Source organism: Candidatus Electronema sp. JM, assembly GCF_048287415.1.
GTDB lineage: Bacteria > Desulfobacterota > Desulfobulbia > Desulfobulbales > Desulfobulbaceae > Electronema.
Map to the genome: position 1 here is coordinate 1 of NZ_JBLWEN010000029.1, position 14466 is coordinate 14466.

A 14466-nucleotide genomic window follows, 5' to 3' on the forward strand; every position below is an offset into this window, starting at 1 on the left:
ACCCAAAGATTTCCAGCACATATTCATGCTGTCACCTCGCATGGTTTTGAATTGAAGGTTTTTCTTTTTATCTTGGCTTACGGTATTGAAAAAACAATGTTATAGGTCACAACTTGGGTTACGGAAAAGAGTATTACGCCTCCAGTCCTAAGGATAATCCGCAGGGGCCTGAGAGCGGCGGGCTCCGCGTTTTGCGCGGCGGCAGTTTTTTCGACTATTCGCAGGACTGCCGCGCTGTCTATCGGTATGTCAATCCGCCGGGGATTCGCTATGGCAGCTTTGGCTTCCGCCTTGTTCTCTCCCTTCCAGGCAGAAGGATGCTGAACCGGCAGTTCCCGTGAGTAAAAAAAGAAAAAAAGTGCAATGTAGGGGCGAAAATTTTTTCGCCCCTACGCAACAAATCAAAATTCATAACACAAGTCAGATGTAGAATAGAAATGAGCTGCTGCCGCATAAAGGATTTTGCCGTCTGGGATTCAGCCAAACGAACAGCAACGAAAATTCTGTTGTGCGGCTGTGCAATGTAGATACTGTTGTCCGCGTCAAGCCGCATCATGGCGCAGATTAGTTCCTCCATAGTGTGACGCAACGTTCTACTATAGTGGAAGCAGTCGTTGCACTATGGTGCAACCGTCTGCCGCACTATAGCCAGAACAGTGTAATTTGATCATCCTTTCAGCCGTCCGTCGTAGGGGCAGGCCCCCGTGCCTGCCCGTGCAGCACCCCGGAATAACGTGGAAATACAGGGCGGCCACAGGGGGCCGCCCCTACGGGAAAGAGTCATTTTATCCTGCTCCAGCTATATAGTGGTGCGGCAGGGCAGCGCATCCAGTCACGGCAGCACCAGCACCGGAAAGTCCGGCACATTCTCCGGGATGACCACCGCCGGGGTCTGCTGGCCGTCAGTCAGCTCTTTCACCCGGCCCGCGATGTAGGTTCTGATCTCCCCGACTTGAATGGCGCGGTCTGCTGGCCAGTGGTGGCGGAGAGCACCACCACGCCGTTTTCCGTGGCGGCCATGTCGTTGATGATCTTGGTGATGTCCACCTCGCCGCTGCCGCTGCCGCGCATTCCGACCGCTTTGCCGGAATAGCAGGTGTCGAGCAGGAACAATGCCTTGCCTTGCAGCCGGGACACGGTTCTGCGGATGATGTCGTAGGACACGCCGCTGCTGGTGTAATGCCACGGCTTGAAGTCCTTGGGCAGGAAATAGTAGTCGCCGTGCTGGTCGAGCTTGCCGTGTCCGGCGAGGAAGACCATCGCCACGTCGTTGTCTGTGGTCTTCTCCTTGATCCACTCCAGCCCTTCCACCACCGCGTCCTTGTCCGCATCCCGGTTGAGCAGCGGGCGGAGCTTGACCTCGCGGTAGAGCTTGCCCTCTCCGGCCTGCCGCGCCATCAGGGCAACAAATGCCTGCGCATCCGCGCTGGCGTACTTGAGGTATTTCTTGCCCTCATGCAGGTTGATCTCCGGCGCGTCGTACTCGTCAATGCCCACAGCGAGCACGTAGAGGACAGGCTTGAGGGCATCCGCGCCGCCCTGCCATGTGAGCTGGATTGCCGCAGGCGGCGAGACAGCCTGCTCGTTTTCAGCGATCAGGCTCAGGAGCATGTCCTTGGCGGGCAGGGTCAGTTCAAGGCTGTCTTCCCATTCCTTGCCGTCGCGCCGCTCCACCGTCTTGCGGAGGCGGATGCCGCCGTCCACCCGCACCTGAATCGCGCTGACCGGCGGGCCGCCGTGCGTCCGCACCCGGTAGCGCAGACTCAGGGTGGGACTGCTGAAGCCGCTGCCGTCCGCCGGGGAAAGCAGCTCAATGGCGGGCGGCACGGCAAGCTGGGCCGGAGCGGAACGCTGCCTGCCCAAGGCCGCATCAGCTTGAGCAAGCGCCTTGTTCTCGTCCAGCGTCTCCAGCACTGCGGCGACCACATCCGGGCGGTAGAAACGCTCGCGGAACTGGCTGGCCGGGAAGAAGTCCGCCAGCCGGTCTTTGCCGTTGTTGACCTGCCAGCCGATCAGGCTGTCCCCGCCCGGACTGCTGTCATGCCAGCCGCCCGGTGTCCACAGCACCCACTTGGCCGCGTCCTTGGTTGTGAAAAGGGAAAGCAGCGGCTCGCCGTCGCTGAGGCGGAACCAGCGGATGGTGCCGTCATGAAATGCGGCCACGGCCAGCCTGCCGTCCTTGCTGATGTTCACGCCATAAGCAACGCCCGGCACCGGCTGCCGCCAGACTTCCTTGCCCTGACGGTCAAAGCAGCGCAGCGACCAATCTGCGCCAAGAAGAAAACGCTGGCCGTCCGGGGCAATGGCTGCGCTGCGAGAGCGTTCGTACTGGTACAAGGCCAGCGGCTTGCCGTTGAGCGCGGGATTATACTGATCTTTCCAGTCCTCAATCTTCAGGCCATCCGCCGCCGTGCGCGGGGCAGTCAGGCTGCCTTGGCATTGCCCCTTGCGCAGCTGCCGCTGATTCAGGTCAAAGCAGGCCGGGTCTGCACCGCCATAGCCCAAGCCGAAAGTAATCTGCCTGCCGTCCTTGCTGATTTGAAAGCTGTCTCCCAGCTTGTTGCGCAAATCCGGGAGATTGGGGCGCAGATCAAGCTGCTTCCGACCGTGCTGGTCATAGCGGAGCAGGACAGGATCACCCGTGCCAACGGCAATGCCGCCGTCCGGCAGCGGCTTAATATCCATCACTGACGTATCCGCCGCCTGCCACGTTTCCCGTTTGCCTTGGCCCTTGTCCGCCCAGCGCAGCACAGGGTTGTTGCCGCTGCCGTCATCATACAGTCCCCCGGCAAAGAGGACGCTGCCGTCCGCCGACCAAGCCACGCTGCTGAGATCGCCGTTGTCAATGCCACTCGTGTCTGCGGCATAGAGCTTGGTCAGCCGCTCCGCATCCACGATCGTGACTGCCGTGCTGTCGTTGAAGCCGACTGCAATCCGGTCGCCTGCCGGGTGGAAGGCGATGCTGTACGGCTCCTTGCCGCCTTGGGCTGCGGCCTGCCGCTCTTTGCGGAAGCCTTCCCCGTCCACCGTCCAAGCAGGTGCTGACTAAGCTGCGGCTGTCCGGGCTGAAGGCGCAGCCGTAGCTGTCCTTGCCGTAGTCGCGGTCCGCAAAGACAGGACGGAAGCCCTGCTTGGCATCGTACACCCGCAGCCCTTGTCCGCCAAACAGCGCGGCGGCCAGCCAGCGTCCGTCCGGGGAAACGCAGAGATGGTTGATGACATTCTCCAGCCCTTCAATGCGCTGGCGGAGCTGGCCGCTGGCCCGGTCAAGGATGTAGATATTGTGATTCCCGAAGCCTTCATATCCCAGCTTGCTCCACCCGCCCGCAGCCAGCCATTCGCCTGCCGGGTCCATCGCTGCGGCATAGAGCTTGCCCTCATTGCCTGCGCCGCTGGGCAGGCGGAAGGCGCGGAGCAGGCTGCCGTCCTTGGCCTCCCAAAGGCGCAGGGTCTTGTCATGCGAGGCGGTGGCTATCCAGCGGCCTTGGCTGTCCGTGGCAATCCGAGTGATCACGGCGGTGTGAAAGCCGGTTTCTATGCGCAGCATGGGCGCGGTGGGCGGTTCGCCCGCCAAGGCTGCGGCAGCCAGCAGCAGGGCCAGCAGGACGAGGAGGAGGTGTTTCATGGGGGTGGTCTTCGGTTTGGGTTGTCCTGCAGGGGCGAAAAATTTTTCGCCCCTACGGCTCAATACACCTCATCATGTGTGCCTATTGCTTCCAGCAAAATGGCTTCGCTGCCTGCATAATCCACAAAAGAAAAGACAATTCTAAGATCATACGCAACACTGCACGCCCAAGAGCCTTCCAAGTTGCCTTTCAGCTTGTGCGTTCTCAGCAAAGGATGAAAAGCATCTTCGGAAAGCAGGAGAGAACGCATTATATCGTCAGGACTCTCAGGCTTCAGCGTGCCATTTGCACACTCTTCCCGTGCTGAGATCACGAGCTTCGACATCTCCTGACGGCGGCGAGCGGCTATCCGGCGACGAATCACATCAATCAGAGACTCCTGCTCATCTAAAGGAAGATGATCAACAGCTTCCAGCACTTCATTAAATAAAATTATCTGATTCATGATAGATTTCCTTCAGCAGGGGCGAAAAAAAATTCGCCCCTACGGCAGTTACCCTCTCGCATCCTTCATCAGCTTGTAGTTCACCGCATCCTCCAAAGCCTGCCAGCTCGCCTCGATGATGTTGAACGACACGCCGACCGTGCCCCACTGACTGCTTGCGTCGCGGCTCTCGACCAGCACCCGCACCTTGGCGCCGGTGCCGTGCTCGCCGGAAAGGACGCGCACCTTGTAGTCCACCAGCTCCATCTCCTCCAAGCGCGGGTAAAAACGCAGCAATGCCTTGCGCATGGCCTTGTCCAAGGCATTAACCGGGCCGTCGCCGAGGCTGGCGGTGTGCTCCTCTTCGCCGTTTACGCTCAGGCGGATGGTGGCCTCGGTGAGCGAGGAAGTATCCATAATCCGCTTGCTGTTCATCACCCGGAAGCTCTCCAGCGTGAAGAACTGCTGCTCCAGTCCCATCGCCCGGCGCATGAGCAGCTCAAAGCTGGCCTCCGCGCCCTCGTACTGGAAGCCCTGATTCTCCAGCTCTTTCAGCTCGCGGATGATCGTGCTCATGGCCGGGTCGTCCGGCTGCAAGTTCAGACCGTATTTCACCGCCTTGTGCAGGACATTGGACTTGCCCGCCTGATCGGAAATCAGGATGCGGCGGACATTGCCCACTTTTTCCGGGGCGATATGCTCATAGGTCACCGGGTTGCGCTGCACCGCGCTGACGTGGATGCCGCCCTTGTGGGCAAAGGCGGACTCGCCCACATAGGGCTGATAGCGGTTGTGCGGCAGATTGGCCAGTTCATTGACAAAACGGGAGGTGAAATAGAGCTGGTCAATGTTCTTGCCCACCTCGGCTTCGAGGCCCATCTTGCAGATCACTGCCGGGATGATTGAGGTCAGGTTGGCGTTGCCGCAGCGTTCGCCGTAGCCGTTGATCGTGCCCTGCACTTGGCGCACGCCGAGCGATACGCCCATCAGCGCGTTGGCCACGCCGGTTTCCGAATCATTGTGCGGATGGATGCCGATCTTGACCGTGCTGCCCAGCTCGCGCAGGAATTCCTTCACCCGCTCGATGATCGGCGGAATCTCGTGCGGCAGCGTGCCGCCGTTGGTGTCGCAGAGAGCCAAAGTCTCGGCTCCGCCTTTCACCGCCTGCCCCAGCGTAGCTAAACAATATTCCCGATTATTCTTAAAGCCGTCAAAGAAATGCTCGGCATCATAGATCAGGTGCCGGACATGCGGACGCAGGAAGGCGAGCGAATCCTCGATGAGTTGCAGGTTGTCTTCGAGCTGGATGCGCAAGGCGGCGTGAACATGAATGTCCCAGCTTTTGCCGAAAATCGTCACTGCCGGAGTCTTGGCCGCCAGCAGGGCGAGCAGGTTCGGGTCTTTGTCCGGCTGGTTCTGAAAATGCCGGGTCGCGCCGAAGGCGGCCAGCTTGGCGTGTTTCAGCTCCACGGCCTTCATTTTCTCAAAATATTCCACCGCCAGAGGATTTGAGCCGGGCCAGCCGCCCTCGATGAAGTCAATGCCGAGCTTGTCCAACTGCTTGGTGATGCGGATCTTGTCGTCAACCGAAAGATTGAAGTTCTCGGCCTGGGTGCCGTCCCGCAGGGTGGTGTCGTAAAATTCGATCAATTGGCTCATCTGCTGAGTTCCTCTAAGCGTAAGTTTTGCGGTGGTTATGAGGTGAAAAGCCTGTAACGAAGAGGCTGGACAGTGCAATCAGTTTTGCGCAGAAGAGATGGGCGCAAGACTGCGTCAAGCTGGCAGGAAGAGATCGCAGCCAACGTGGAACGTCAGCTGCGCAGTCCGCTTCAGATAAACACGATCACGATAATTGTGAAGGCGATAGCGACGGCGAAATAAATTTCCGGCACGCCGAGCCATGCGGGCGGCAGCCACGTGATCAGCTTTATGGCTGCGTCGCCCGCAGGGGTGCCGGGCTTGGGCGGAATCATGTAGGTCTCTGCGAAGGGATAGCCGGCCATGTGCAGATACGACCAGATGGTGCCGACGATCATGTAGCCGTTGCAGGCCCCGATGATTGCGCCCAGCAGCCAGTCTTGCAGGCGGTCGCGGGAGCTGTTCAGCTTCACCCCGGCCAGCTTATGCACAGCGGGAATATGGTAGCCGAACATGGCAAAGATGATGATCACTATCGACCAAAGGCAAAACTGCCCTGTCGGATTGCCGGATGCAAGCATCCTCGATACCGGCCCCACATAGGTCTGGACAACCTGAATGATGAACAGGGCCAAGATGACGCTGAACATCACCAGCAGCTCTTTGCTCCATGTGCGCATGGAGCCGATCAGAGCAAAAAGCAGAATGAACGTCCAGAAGATGACATTGATGCTGACCACCGGCGTTCTCCCTTCGTTTTTTGTTATTCAGCCTCGGAGCAGCACCGGCTTGAACAGATGCTCTTCCATGTGCTGAATTTCATCAATGCCGGAAATGACAATCTCCGGGTCGGTTTTCAGCTGTTCCGCCGCAATTTTCTCCGGGTAGTCAATATGGGCGAGCAGATGCTTCATGCAGTTGAGCCGCGCTTTCTTTTTGTTGTCAGAGCGGACGATGGTCCACGGGCTGATGCTGCGGTTTGACTCATTCAGCATCTGGAATTTCTTCACACTGTACTGATCCCAGTGCTGCTGGGCAAGGCTGTCCACCGGCGAGAGCTTGTACTGCTTGAGCAAATCGGTCTTTCTTGCCTCAAAGCGGCGGGCCTGCTCCTCTTTGGAGACGGAGAAGTAAAATTTGAAAAGAATCATGCCGTCTTTGACCAGCATCTGCTCGAACAGCGGCACATCTTTCAGGAAACGTTTGTGCTGCTCGTCGGTGCAGAAGCCCATCACCGGCTCAACCATCGCCCGGTTGTACCACGAGCGGTCAAAAAGCACCAGCTCGCCCGCCGCTGGCAAGTGCGAGACATAACGCTGAAAATACCACTGCGTCACTTCGGTGTCGCTGGGCTTGGACAGGGCCACCACGCGGGTGGTGCGCGGATTGAGGAATTCAGTGATCCGCTTGATGGTGCCGCCTTTGCCCGCCGCGTCCCGGCCCTCAAAAATCGCCAGCACCCTCATGCCTTTGGCCTTGATGTGGAGCTGGAGCTTCATCAGCTCAATCTGAAGGGTCTTCAGCTCTGTCTCATATTCTATCGTTTCTTCATCTATCCAAACGGCGCGGCGATTTTTTTTCTCCTTCTTATGGAGATTTTTAGCCGCAGTTCCTTCATGCAGGCGCACCGGCTCGCCTGTTTTTTCCGTGTCGTTTCCGTCCTTTTTCTCACCAGCTGTCATGGCAGGCTCCTGTCAGTATTTTTTCAACTGTTTGTCCAAATCTTATCATATCTGCCGCAGAAGGGAAACAATTCCTTTCCCCAGCGCAGCCTGTGAACAGCGATTTTTGCGGTCAGGGCGGGCATTAACATGCTGTACAGAAGCTCCTCCCTGTGATAAGATAGGACAGTGATCATGACCGGTCCGCTGCGGACCGGAAAACTCCAGACAGAAGCAGGGTATTGCATGAAGGTGAAAGGATTTTCTGCCGCCGCTGTTCAGGCTGGCATTCGTTATAAGGACAGGCTGGATCTCGCCCTGATTTATTCTGCGACTCCGGCAGCTTTGGGCGCGGTGTTCACGGCCAGCACGGTCAAGGCCGCGCCGGTGCTGCTCGGCATGGAGCGGCTGCGCTCCGGCAAAGCGCAGGCAATTGTTGTCAACAGCGGCAACGCCAATGCCTGCACCGGCGAGGAAGGAATGCGCATGGCCCGCACTGTGGGCGCACTGGCGGCGCAGGCTCTGAAAATTGATGAGGAACTGGTGCAGGTGGCCTCCACCGGCGTGATCGGGGCGCAGCTCGATCCGGCTCCTTTTGCCGCAGCCATGCCCAGGCTGGCTGCCAAGCTCTCTGAGGACAGCTTTGACGAACTGGCACGGGCGATTATGACCACCGACACCGTGCCGAAAATTGCGTCGGCCACAATCCGCATTGACGGCGTGGAGGTCAATCTGCTCGCCTGCGCTAAGGGCGCGGGGATGATCATGCCGAACATGGCGACCATGCTCTGCTTCGCCATCACCGACGCGAACATCGCCCAGCCAGCCTTGCAGGCCGCTGTCCGCAGCGGGGCCGATTTGTCGTTCAACCGGATCACCGTGGACGGCGACACCTCGACCAACGACACCATGCTCTGCTTGGCTAACGGCGCGGCAGGCAATACGCTGCTGGATGAAAGCCGACCGGAGCAGCTTGCGGTGTTCACGGAGGCTCTGCACGGCATGTTCAAAGACTTGGCCAAACAAATCGTCCGCGACGGCGAGGGCGCGACCAAATTAGTGACTGTCCGCATTGAAGGCGCGGCATCGCAGGAGGACGCAGTCAACGCCGCCCGCACCATCGCCAATTCGCCCTTGGTGAAAACCGCCTTTTTCGGCGAAGACGCGAACTGGGGCCGGATCATCGCTGCATTGGGCCGCTCCGGGGCGGCATTTCAGCCGGAGCACGTTGCCATCGCCTTTGATGACGCGCTGCTGGTGGAAAACGGCTTCGGCCTTGGCAAAGAGGCTGAAGCTGCCGCCACCCAAGCACTGAAGCAGAAAGAATTTGCAGTCACTGTCCGTCTTGGCGCAGGCGCTGCGGCGGCAGAAATGCTGACCTGCGACCTGAGCTGCGATTACGTCAAGATCAACGCCAACTACCGTTCCTGAGCACGCCGCCGCATGATCAACCCGGGCCAAGCTGACCAGAACTTTCCGGGCGTTTCCCTGCCCTCGTTCCTCCAATTGCTGGAGCATGAGCACACAAGCTGCACGCTCACGGTCACGTCCGAGGAGAAAAGCGGTGCCTTCTTTTTTAAAGAAGGGCAGCTCATTGACGCTGGCTGCGACGGCAAGGCCGGACTGGAGGCGGTGCAGGCGCTGCTCGCCCTGCGCAATCCTGCCTTCCGGGTCAGCGAGCCGGAAGACCGGATGACGCGGGTCAATCAATCCTTGGCCCGCATCCTCCTGCACGCCAGCGCGGCTGGGGAAGACGGGGCTTCCCTGTTTGACGAGCCGCCGCTGCCGGAGGCGGCAAAAAAACATCCGCTCCTCCGGCGGCTGCTGGCTGAAATCATGGCCATGCCGGAAGTCCGCCATTATTATCTTTTCAATCCGCAGGGCAAGTCTGTGGCCCGTTCTTTGGACAACCGCCAGCTCTGCAATTTCATCACCTACACGGTGATGAGCAGTCTCCAGATGCGGCAGAGCCTCGGCTGCGAGGTCAAAGGACCGCACAGCATTCAGGTGGCCTTGGGCAGCGGCGAACTGCTGCTGATTCTGCCCGGCATCGGCCTGATCATCGCTCTGCTGCTGGATGGCCAGGCTTCGGCTCAAGCAGTGACCAACCGCATCCGCGCCGCCCTCCATCCTCCGAAAAAGGTCAGGGGCTGAGATCATGGACAAGCTCATCGCCCAGCTCTCCGCTCTGCCCGGCGTGGTCGGAGTCTGTGTTTTTGGCAAAAAAGACGGAATGCTCTGCGGCGAGACCCGCGAAAAACTGGCTGATGGTATTCAGCAGGCCGCAGGTGCGCACCTGCTCCGTCTCTTTCAGCTCGGCGCGATGAGCGGCATTGACATCAAAACCGCCAAATTCTTTTTCGACCGTTATGTGGTGATCGGCCTGCCCTTTCAGGTAGGCTCGGTGCTGATGGCCCTGTGCAGCCCGGATGCGGACAGTGCCGCTGTGGCTGATGCCGCCGCCAAGTTGACAGTGAAAATAATCAGCGCGCTGCCTCCCATTGTCGCTGCTCCGGCGGCGGAAACGCAGGCCAAAGAAGCCGCGCCGCCGCCCCTGCCAGAAACTGAGCTGTTCCCTGCCCGGCTGCAAGCGATGCTCTGCCGGATTGAGCAGGCCTTAGCCGGAGCCATCGGCCCTGTTGCAGGAATGGTCATGCAGGATTATATTGACCGGTGGCGGCAGGGAGGCCCGGCAGTTCCAGAACGCCTTGCCGAGCTGACCGATCTGCTGGTGGAGGAGATCGGCGACCCGGCAGCGGTGCAGGATTTTGCCGCCAAAATTGAGAAAATCATCTGAGTTGCTGATGCGCACCGCTGTCCTGCTGATCGCCGCCTTGTTATGCCAGCCGTTTTCGGCTGCTGCCGCCTGTTTGGCCGGCGACTGCCGCAACGGTGTCGGCAAGCTGGAAAGCGCGGACGGACGCATGTATGAAGGCGGGTTCAAAAACGGCTTTCTCTGGGGCAAGGGTGTGCTCACCGATGCCGGAATGCGCTACAGCGGCAGTTTTGTCCGGGGCCGCTTTCATGGCCAAGGAACACTGAAAAGCCGTGATGGGCGCGTTTACGAAGGGGAATTTGAAAACGGAATCATCAGCGGCAAAGGCACGCTGACGGAAATCGATGGCCGCCGTTACAAAGGCGATTTTCTCATGGGCCGTTTTCATGGCCAAGGCGTGCTGGTTTGGCCGGATGGACGGAAATACGCAGGCAGCTTCCGCGAGGGTCTGCCGCATGGCCCCGGCAGATTGACCCAACCGGACGGCAGTTTTTACGAAGGCCGTTTTGAGGAAGGCCGGGCGGTTGGCGAGCTGACCCGCCGCTACCCGGACGGCAGCCTGTACAAAGGCGGCTTTGTCGGCAATGCCCGTGAGGGCTACGGAGTTCTGAAGCTGCCCGACGGCAGCCGTTACGAAGGATTTTTCCATAACGACCGCTACGAAGGCAGAGGCAAGCTGACTTCCGCCGACGGTCGGGTGGTGCATGAGGGCGAGTTTAAAAATGGCCAGTTAGCTGACAATGCCCCAGCCGCTGAACCGGCGCTGGAGGAGCAAGCCGCTCCGCAAATCAGCATCGCTCCGCTGGCGGCAGTGGACAATGTGCCGCCTTCAGCCGAACTGCTCGCGCCATCCCTGCCTGCCTCTGCTCCGCCGCCGGAAGAGCAGACAGCCACTGCGCCAGTTGCGCCAGCAGTGCGAGAAAATTTCGACAAAATTGCAGATGCGCCGCCGCAGCGCGGCCAGAAGAACAGCGGGACGAATGTCCAGATGCCGGACGGCTCGCAATATCAGGGCAAGCTGAAGAATGGCAAAATGCACGGCTGGGGCACCCTCCGTCTGCCGAACGGCGAAGTTTATGAAGGCGATTTCGTCCAAGGCAAGTTTCACGGCAAAGGCACTTATGTTTTTGCTGACGGCAGGCAGTACACCGGTTCATTCCGGCAGGGCGAGCGCGAGGGGCGCGGCATCCTGACGTATCAGGACGGTTCCTCGTACGAGGGCAATTTCGTCAAAGGGCTATATCACGGCAAAGGAACGTATATTTTCCCGGACGGCAGCAAGTATGTCGGCGAGCTGGCTGAAGGCTATTTCTCCGGGCAGGGCACGCTGACCTATAAAAATGGCAAAAAATACAGCGGCGCGTTCGCCCATGATCTGCCGAATGGTTACGGAACCTTGACCGACACCGACGGCAGTGTGTACAAAGGCATGTTCAAGGCGGGCAAACGCAACGGCGAAGGCAATGTCACGCATCCGGACGGGCGCACAGTCAAAGGCATTTTCAAAAACGACCAACTGATCAACTGATTCAGCACACGATGACCGCACGATGGCAGTATAAGACCCTCCTTGTCGAATTTCAGAAGGACGGCATCTTAGGCGAAAAATATATTGATGAAGAGGAGACGGACACCCTCCTCAATGAAGAGGGCCGCAACGGCTGGGAATTAGTCACGGCGGCCTTGGTGCCGGAAGGAATGATGTTCTTCTGCAAGCGGGAGCTGCTGCCCGGCCAAGAGGAAAAGGAAGAAGAAGCCGAGGATGCTGAAACTGTGGAAATTGAGGAGCTGCCGGACAGCGTTCCGCTCGGCGACATCAGGATATTCTGAATCAGGCTGATGAGCACCTATATTCTCAAGCGCATCCTGCTGATGATCCCGACGCTGTTCGGCATCATGCTGGTGACGTTTGCCATCACCCAGTTTGTGCCCGGCGGGCCGGTGGAAAAGATGGTTGCCCAGCTTGAACGACGCGGCAGCGGCGGCGAGGCGGGCAGCGGTGGGGGCGGCATTTATCAGGGCAAGCAGGGCCTTGATCCGCAGCGCATTGAGCAGCTGAAAAAACTCTACGGTTTCGACAAGCCGCCCGCGCAGCGTTTCTTCAGCATGATGGCCGCGTATGTGGTCTTTGATTTCGGCCAATCCTATTATCACCAGAAAGGCGTGGCCGAGTTGGTCATTTCCAAGCTGCCGGTTTCGATGTCGCTCGGCCTCTGGTCCTTCCTGATTGTCTATTCAGTCTGCATTCCGCTTGGCATCCGCAAGGCGGTGCGGGACGGCTCGCGCTTTGATGTGGCCACGAGCACGGTGATTCTGATCGGCTACGCCATTCCCGGCTTTGTCCTCGGCCTCGCCCTGATCGTCCTTTTCGGCGGCGGCAGTTTCTGGAATATTTTTCCATTGCGCGGCTTGGTTTCGGACAACTGGAAGGAACTGAGTCTGAGCGGAAAAATTCTTGATTATCTCTGGCACATGGTGCTGCCGGTCACCGCCTCGACCGTCGGCAGTCTGGCGGTGATGACTTTGCTGACGAAAAACTCCTTTCTTGAAGAAATCCGCAAGCAGTATGTGCTCACCGCCCGCGCCAAGGGCCTGAGCGAAGGGCAGGTGCTTTACGGCCATGTCTTCCGCAACGCCATCATCCCGATCATCACCGGCTTTCCCGGCTCCTTCATCACCGCTTTTTTCACCGGCAGCCTGCTGATTGAGACCATTTTCTCCTTGGACGGCATGGGCTTGCTTGCGTATGAGTCGGTGCTGAACCGCGACTACCCGGTGGTTTTGGGCACCTTGTATTTCTTCACCATCCTCGGCCTGATTTCCCGCCTGCTCTCCGATTTGAGCTATGTTTGGGCGGATCCGCGAATCAGTTTTGCCAAGCTGGAGTAGGCGATGCAAAAACAGTCTCTTTCCCAGCGCAGATGGCGGAATTTCAAGAAAAATCGGCGCGGCTTCTACAGCCTGATCCTCTTCGGCCTGCTCTTTGTCCTCTCGTTTTTCGCCGAGGTTTTCAGCAACGACAAGCCCTTCCTCATTCACTATGAAGGCGGCTGGTATTTCCCCCTCTTCAAGACCTACGCGGAAACCACCTTCGGCGGCGATTTTGCGACCGAGGCCGACTACCGCGACCCCTATCTGCTGGAAAAACTGAACGCGCCCGGCAATACAATTTATTTTCCGCTCAATCCGTACAGCAGCAATTCGATTGACCTTTCTTTGGGCGAAGCTGTGCCCGCGCCGCCCAGCAAAACGCATCTGCTCGGCACCGACGACCGGGGCCGCGACGTGCTCGCCCGGCTGATCTACGGCTTCCGTCTTTCGGTGCTCTTCGGCTTTGCCTTGACCTTGATCGGCACTCTGAGCGGCATCGTCGCCGGGGCGGCGCAGGGCTATTTCGGCGGGCGCACCGATCTGATCTTCCAGCGTTTCATTGAAATCTGGAGCGCGATGCCGGAGCTGTACCTGCTGATCATCTTCGCCTCGATTTTCAAGCCCAGCGTCCTCCTCCTGCTGATTCTGCTCTCGCTCTTCGGCTGGATGGGCTTGGCCGACTATGTGCGGGCGGAGTTTCTCAAAGGCCGCAATCTCGATTACGTCAAGGCGGCCAAAGCCCTCGGCGTGGGCAATCTGACCATCATGCGCCGCCACCTGCTGCCGAACAGCATGACCCCGGTGATCACCTTTCTGCCCTTCCGCATGTCCGGGGCGATACTCGCCCTGACCAGCCTGGATTTCCTCGGCCTCGGCGTGCCAGCGGACACTCCCAGCCTCGGCGAGCTGCTGGCCCAGGGCAAGGCGAACATCGAAGCCTGGTGGCTTTCTCTCTCGACCTTCATCGTGCTGGTCGGCACCCTGATTTTGCTGATTTTCATCGGCGAGGCCCTGCGGGAAGCCTTTGACCCACGCAGACAGCAAGCATAACGACAAAGGAGCGCAATATGACAGCATGTCAGCTGGAAAAACGGCGGCATCATCGGATTATTTTCAAAGATCCTAAAAAAATAGCCGCCCTGATTTCTCCTTTTGAGGATAACAATGCAGAAGAAGCCGTTGCGGCTTCTATTCTCAATATGAGCGAAGGTGGAATGCAGATATCTGTTGAGCGCAGCTCGTTGGACGGCATCTTCCGGGGACGAAAAATCATGCTCCATTGCATCAGCGGTCTGCCAGACATCAATGCTTTTACTGATGTGCCGATGCAGGTGGTATGGGTGATGGACAATGAATATCTTGATCATGTCCTTGTCGGCGTAGCCTTTGACCAGCTGTCCAAACAGCAGGAGGAATGCCTGCGCATGTCCGTTGATATCTGTTTGCAGCATAACTGCTGAAGCAATTTTA

At 58.6% G+C, this 14466-nt stretch carries 16 protein-coding genes; 10 read left to right on the forward strand and 6 right to left on the reverse strand.

Annotated elements, in window-relative coordinates:
- Positions 1–113: 113 nt before the first annotated feature.
- Both ACNKH6_RS05900 and ACNKH6_RS05905 read left to right on the forward strand, forming a co-directional pair.
- Positions 114–341: a formylglycine-generating enzyme family protein gene (locus tag ACNKH6_RS05900; protein WP_417914620.1), complete on the forward strand. Its 228-nt coding sequence runs from the start codon at positions 114–116 to the stop codon at positions 339–341.
- Between the two features lie 363 nt (positions 342–704).
- A complete protein-coding gene (locus ACNKH6_RS05905; RefSeq protein ID WP_417914621.1) occupies positions 705–935 on the forward strand; it encodes a hypothetical protein in 231 nt (76 codons plus the stop codon).
- On the opposite strand, the gene ACNKH6_RS05910 is transcribed toward ACNKH6_RS05905, so the two are convergent.
- From ACNKH6_RS05910 to ppk2, 6 genes are all read right to left on the reverse strand, one after another.
- On the reverse strand, positions 916–2685 hold the full coding sequence (locus tag ACNKH6_RS05910; RefSeq protein WP_417914691.1) for a caspase family protein: 1770 nt from the start codon (positions 2683–2685) through the stop codon (positions 916–918). The two genes, ACNKH6_RS05905 and ACNKH6_RS05910, sit on opposite strands and share 20 nt — an antisense overlap.
- A gap of 157 nt (positions 2686–2842) precedes the next feature.
- Entirely contained in the window at positions 2843–3625 is a 783-nt protein-coding gene (locus tag ACNKH6_RS05915; protein ID WP_417914622.1) for a WD40 repeat domain-containing protein, read from the reverse strand.
- Positions 3626–3684: 59 nt separating this feature from the next.
- Positions 3685–3876, reverse strand: coding sequence for a type II toxin-antitoxin system YafQ family toxin (locus tag ACNKH6_RS05920; protein WP_417914692.1), 192 nt, complete (start codon positions 3874–3876; stop codon positions 3685–3687).
- Positions 3877–4119: 243 nt separating this feature from the next.
- Entirely contained in the window at positions 4120–5709 is a 1590-nt protein-coding gene (gene cimA, locus ACNKH6_RS05925; protein WP_417914623.1) for a citramalate synthase, read from the reverse strand.
- 170 nt (positions 5710–5879) lie between these two features.
- On the reverse strand, positions 5880–6428 hold the full coding sequence (locus tag ACNKH6_RS05930) for a CvpA family protein (RefSeq protein WP_417914624.1): 549 nt from the start codon (positions 6426–6428) through the stop codon (positions 5880–5882).
- A gap of 27 nt (positions 6429–6455) precedes the next feature.
- On the reverse strand, positions 6456–7370 hold the full coding sequence (gene ppk2 / locus ACNKH6_RS05935) for a polyphosphate kinase 2 (RefSeq protein WP_417914625.1): 915 nt from the start codon (positions 7368–7370) through the stop codon (positions 6456–6458).
- A gap of 225 nt (positions 7371–7595) precedes the next feature.
- On the opposite strand from ppk2, the gene argJ reads away from it, so the two are divergent.
- The 8 genes from argJ to ACNKH6_RS05975 are packed head-to-tail and all read left to right on the forward strand — an operon-like array spanning position 7596 to position 14456.
- Positions 7596–8780, forward strand: a complete 1185-nt coding sequence (argJ, locus tag ACNKH6_RS05940; RefSeq protein ID WP_417914693.1) for a bifunctional glutamate N-acetyltransferase/amino-acid acetyltransferase ArgJ — start codon at positions 7596–7598, stop codon at positions 8778–8780.
- A gap of 12 nt (positions 8781–8792) precedes the next feature.
- Positions 8793–9503, forward strand: coding sequence for a DUF4388 domain-containing protein (locus tag ACNKH6_RS05945; protein WP_417914626.1), 711 nt, complete (start codon positions 8793–8795; stop codon positions 9501–9503).
- Positions 9504–9507: 4 nt separating this feature from the next.
- Positions 9508–10146 carry a hypothetical protein gene (locus ACNKH6_RS05950; protein WP_417914627.1) on the forward strand — a complete coding sequence of 213 codons (639 nt, stop codon included), beginning with the start codon at positions 9508–9510 and terminating at the stop codon, positions 10144–10146.
- A 7-nt stretch (positions 10147–10153) separates the two neighbouring features.
- Positions 10154–11653 carry an MORN repeat-containing protein gene (locus tag ACNKH6_RS05955; protein ID WP_417914628.1) on the forward strand — a complete coding sequence of 500 codons (1500 nt, stop codon included), beginning with the start codon at positions 10154–10156 and terminating at the stop codon, positions 11651–11653.
- 11 nt (positions 11654–11664) lie between these two features.
- Positions 11665–11955 (forward strand): DUF4177 domain-containing protein, encoded by a 291-nt coding sequence (locus tag ACNKH6_RS05960; protein WP_417914629.1) that lies wholly within the window; start codon positions 11665–11667, stop codon positions 11953–11955.
- 9 nt (positions 11956–11964) lie between these two features.
- A complete protein-coding gene (locus tag ACNKH6_RS05965) occupies positions 11965–13014 on the forward strand; it encodes a microcin C ABC transporter permease YejB (RefSeq protein WP_417914630.1) in 1050 nt (349 codons plus the stop codon).
- A gap of 3 nt (positions 13015–13017) precedes the next feature.
- Positions 13018–14046, forward strand: coding sequence for an ABC transporter permease (locus tag ACNKH6_RS05970; RefSeq protein WP_417914631.1), 1029 nt, complete (start codon positions 13018–13020; stop codon positions 14044–14046).
- 17 nt (positions 14047–14063) lie between these two features.
- Complete coding sequence (locus tag ACNKH6_RS05975; protein WP_417914632.1) at positions 14064–14456, forward strand: PilZ domain-containing protein; 393 nt, start codon at positions 14064–14066, stop codon at positions 14454–14456.
- The last annotated feature ends 10 nt before the right edge of the window (positions 14457–14466 follow it).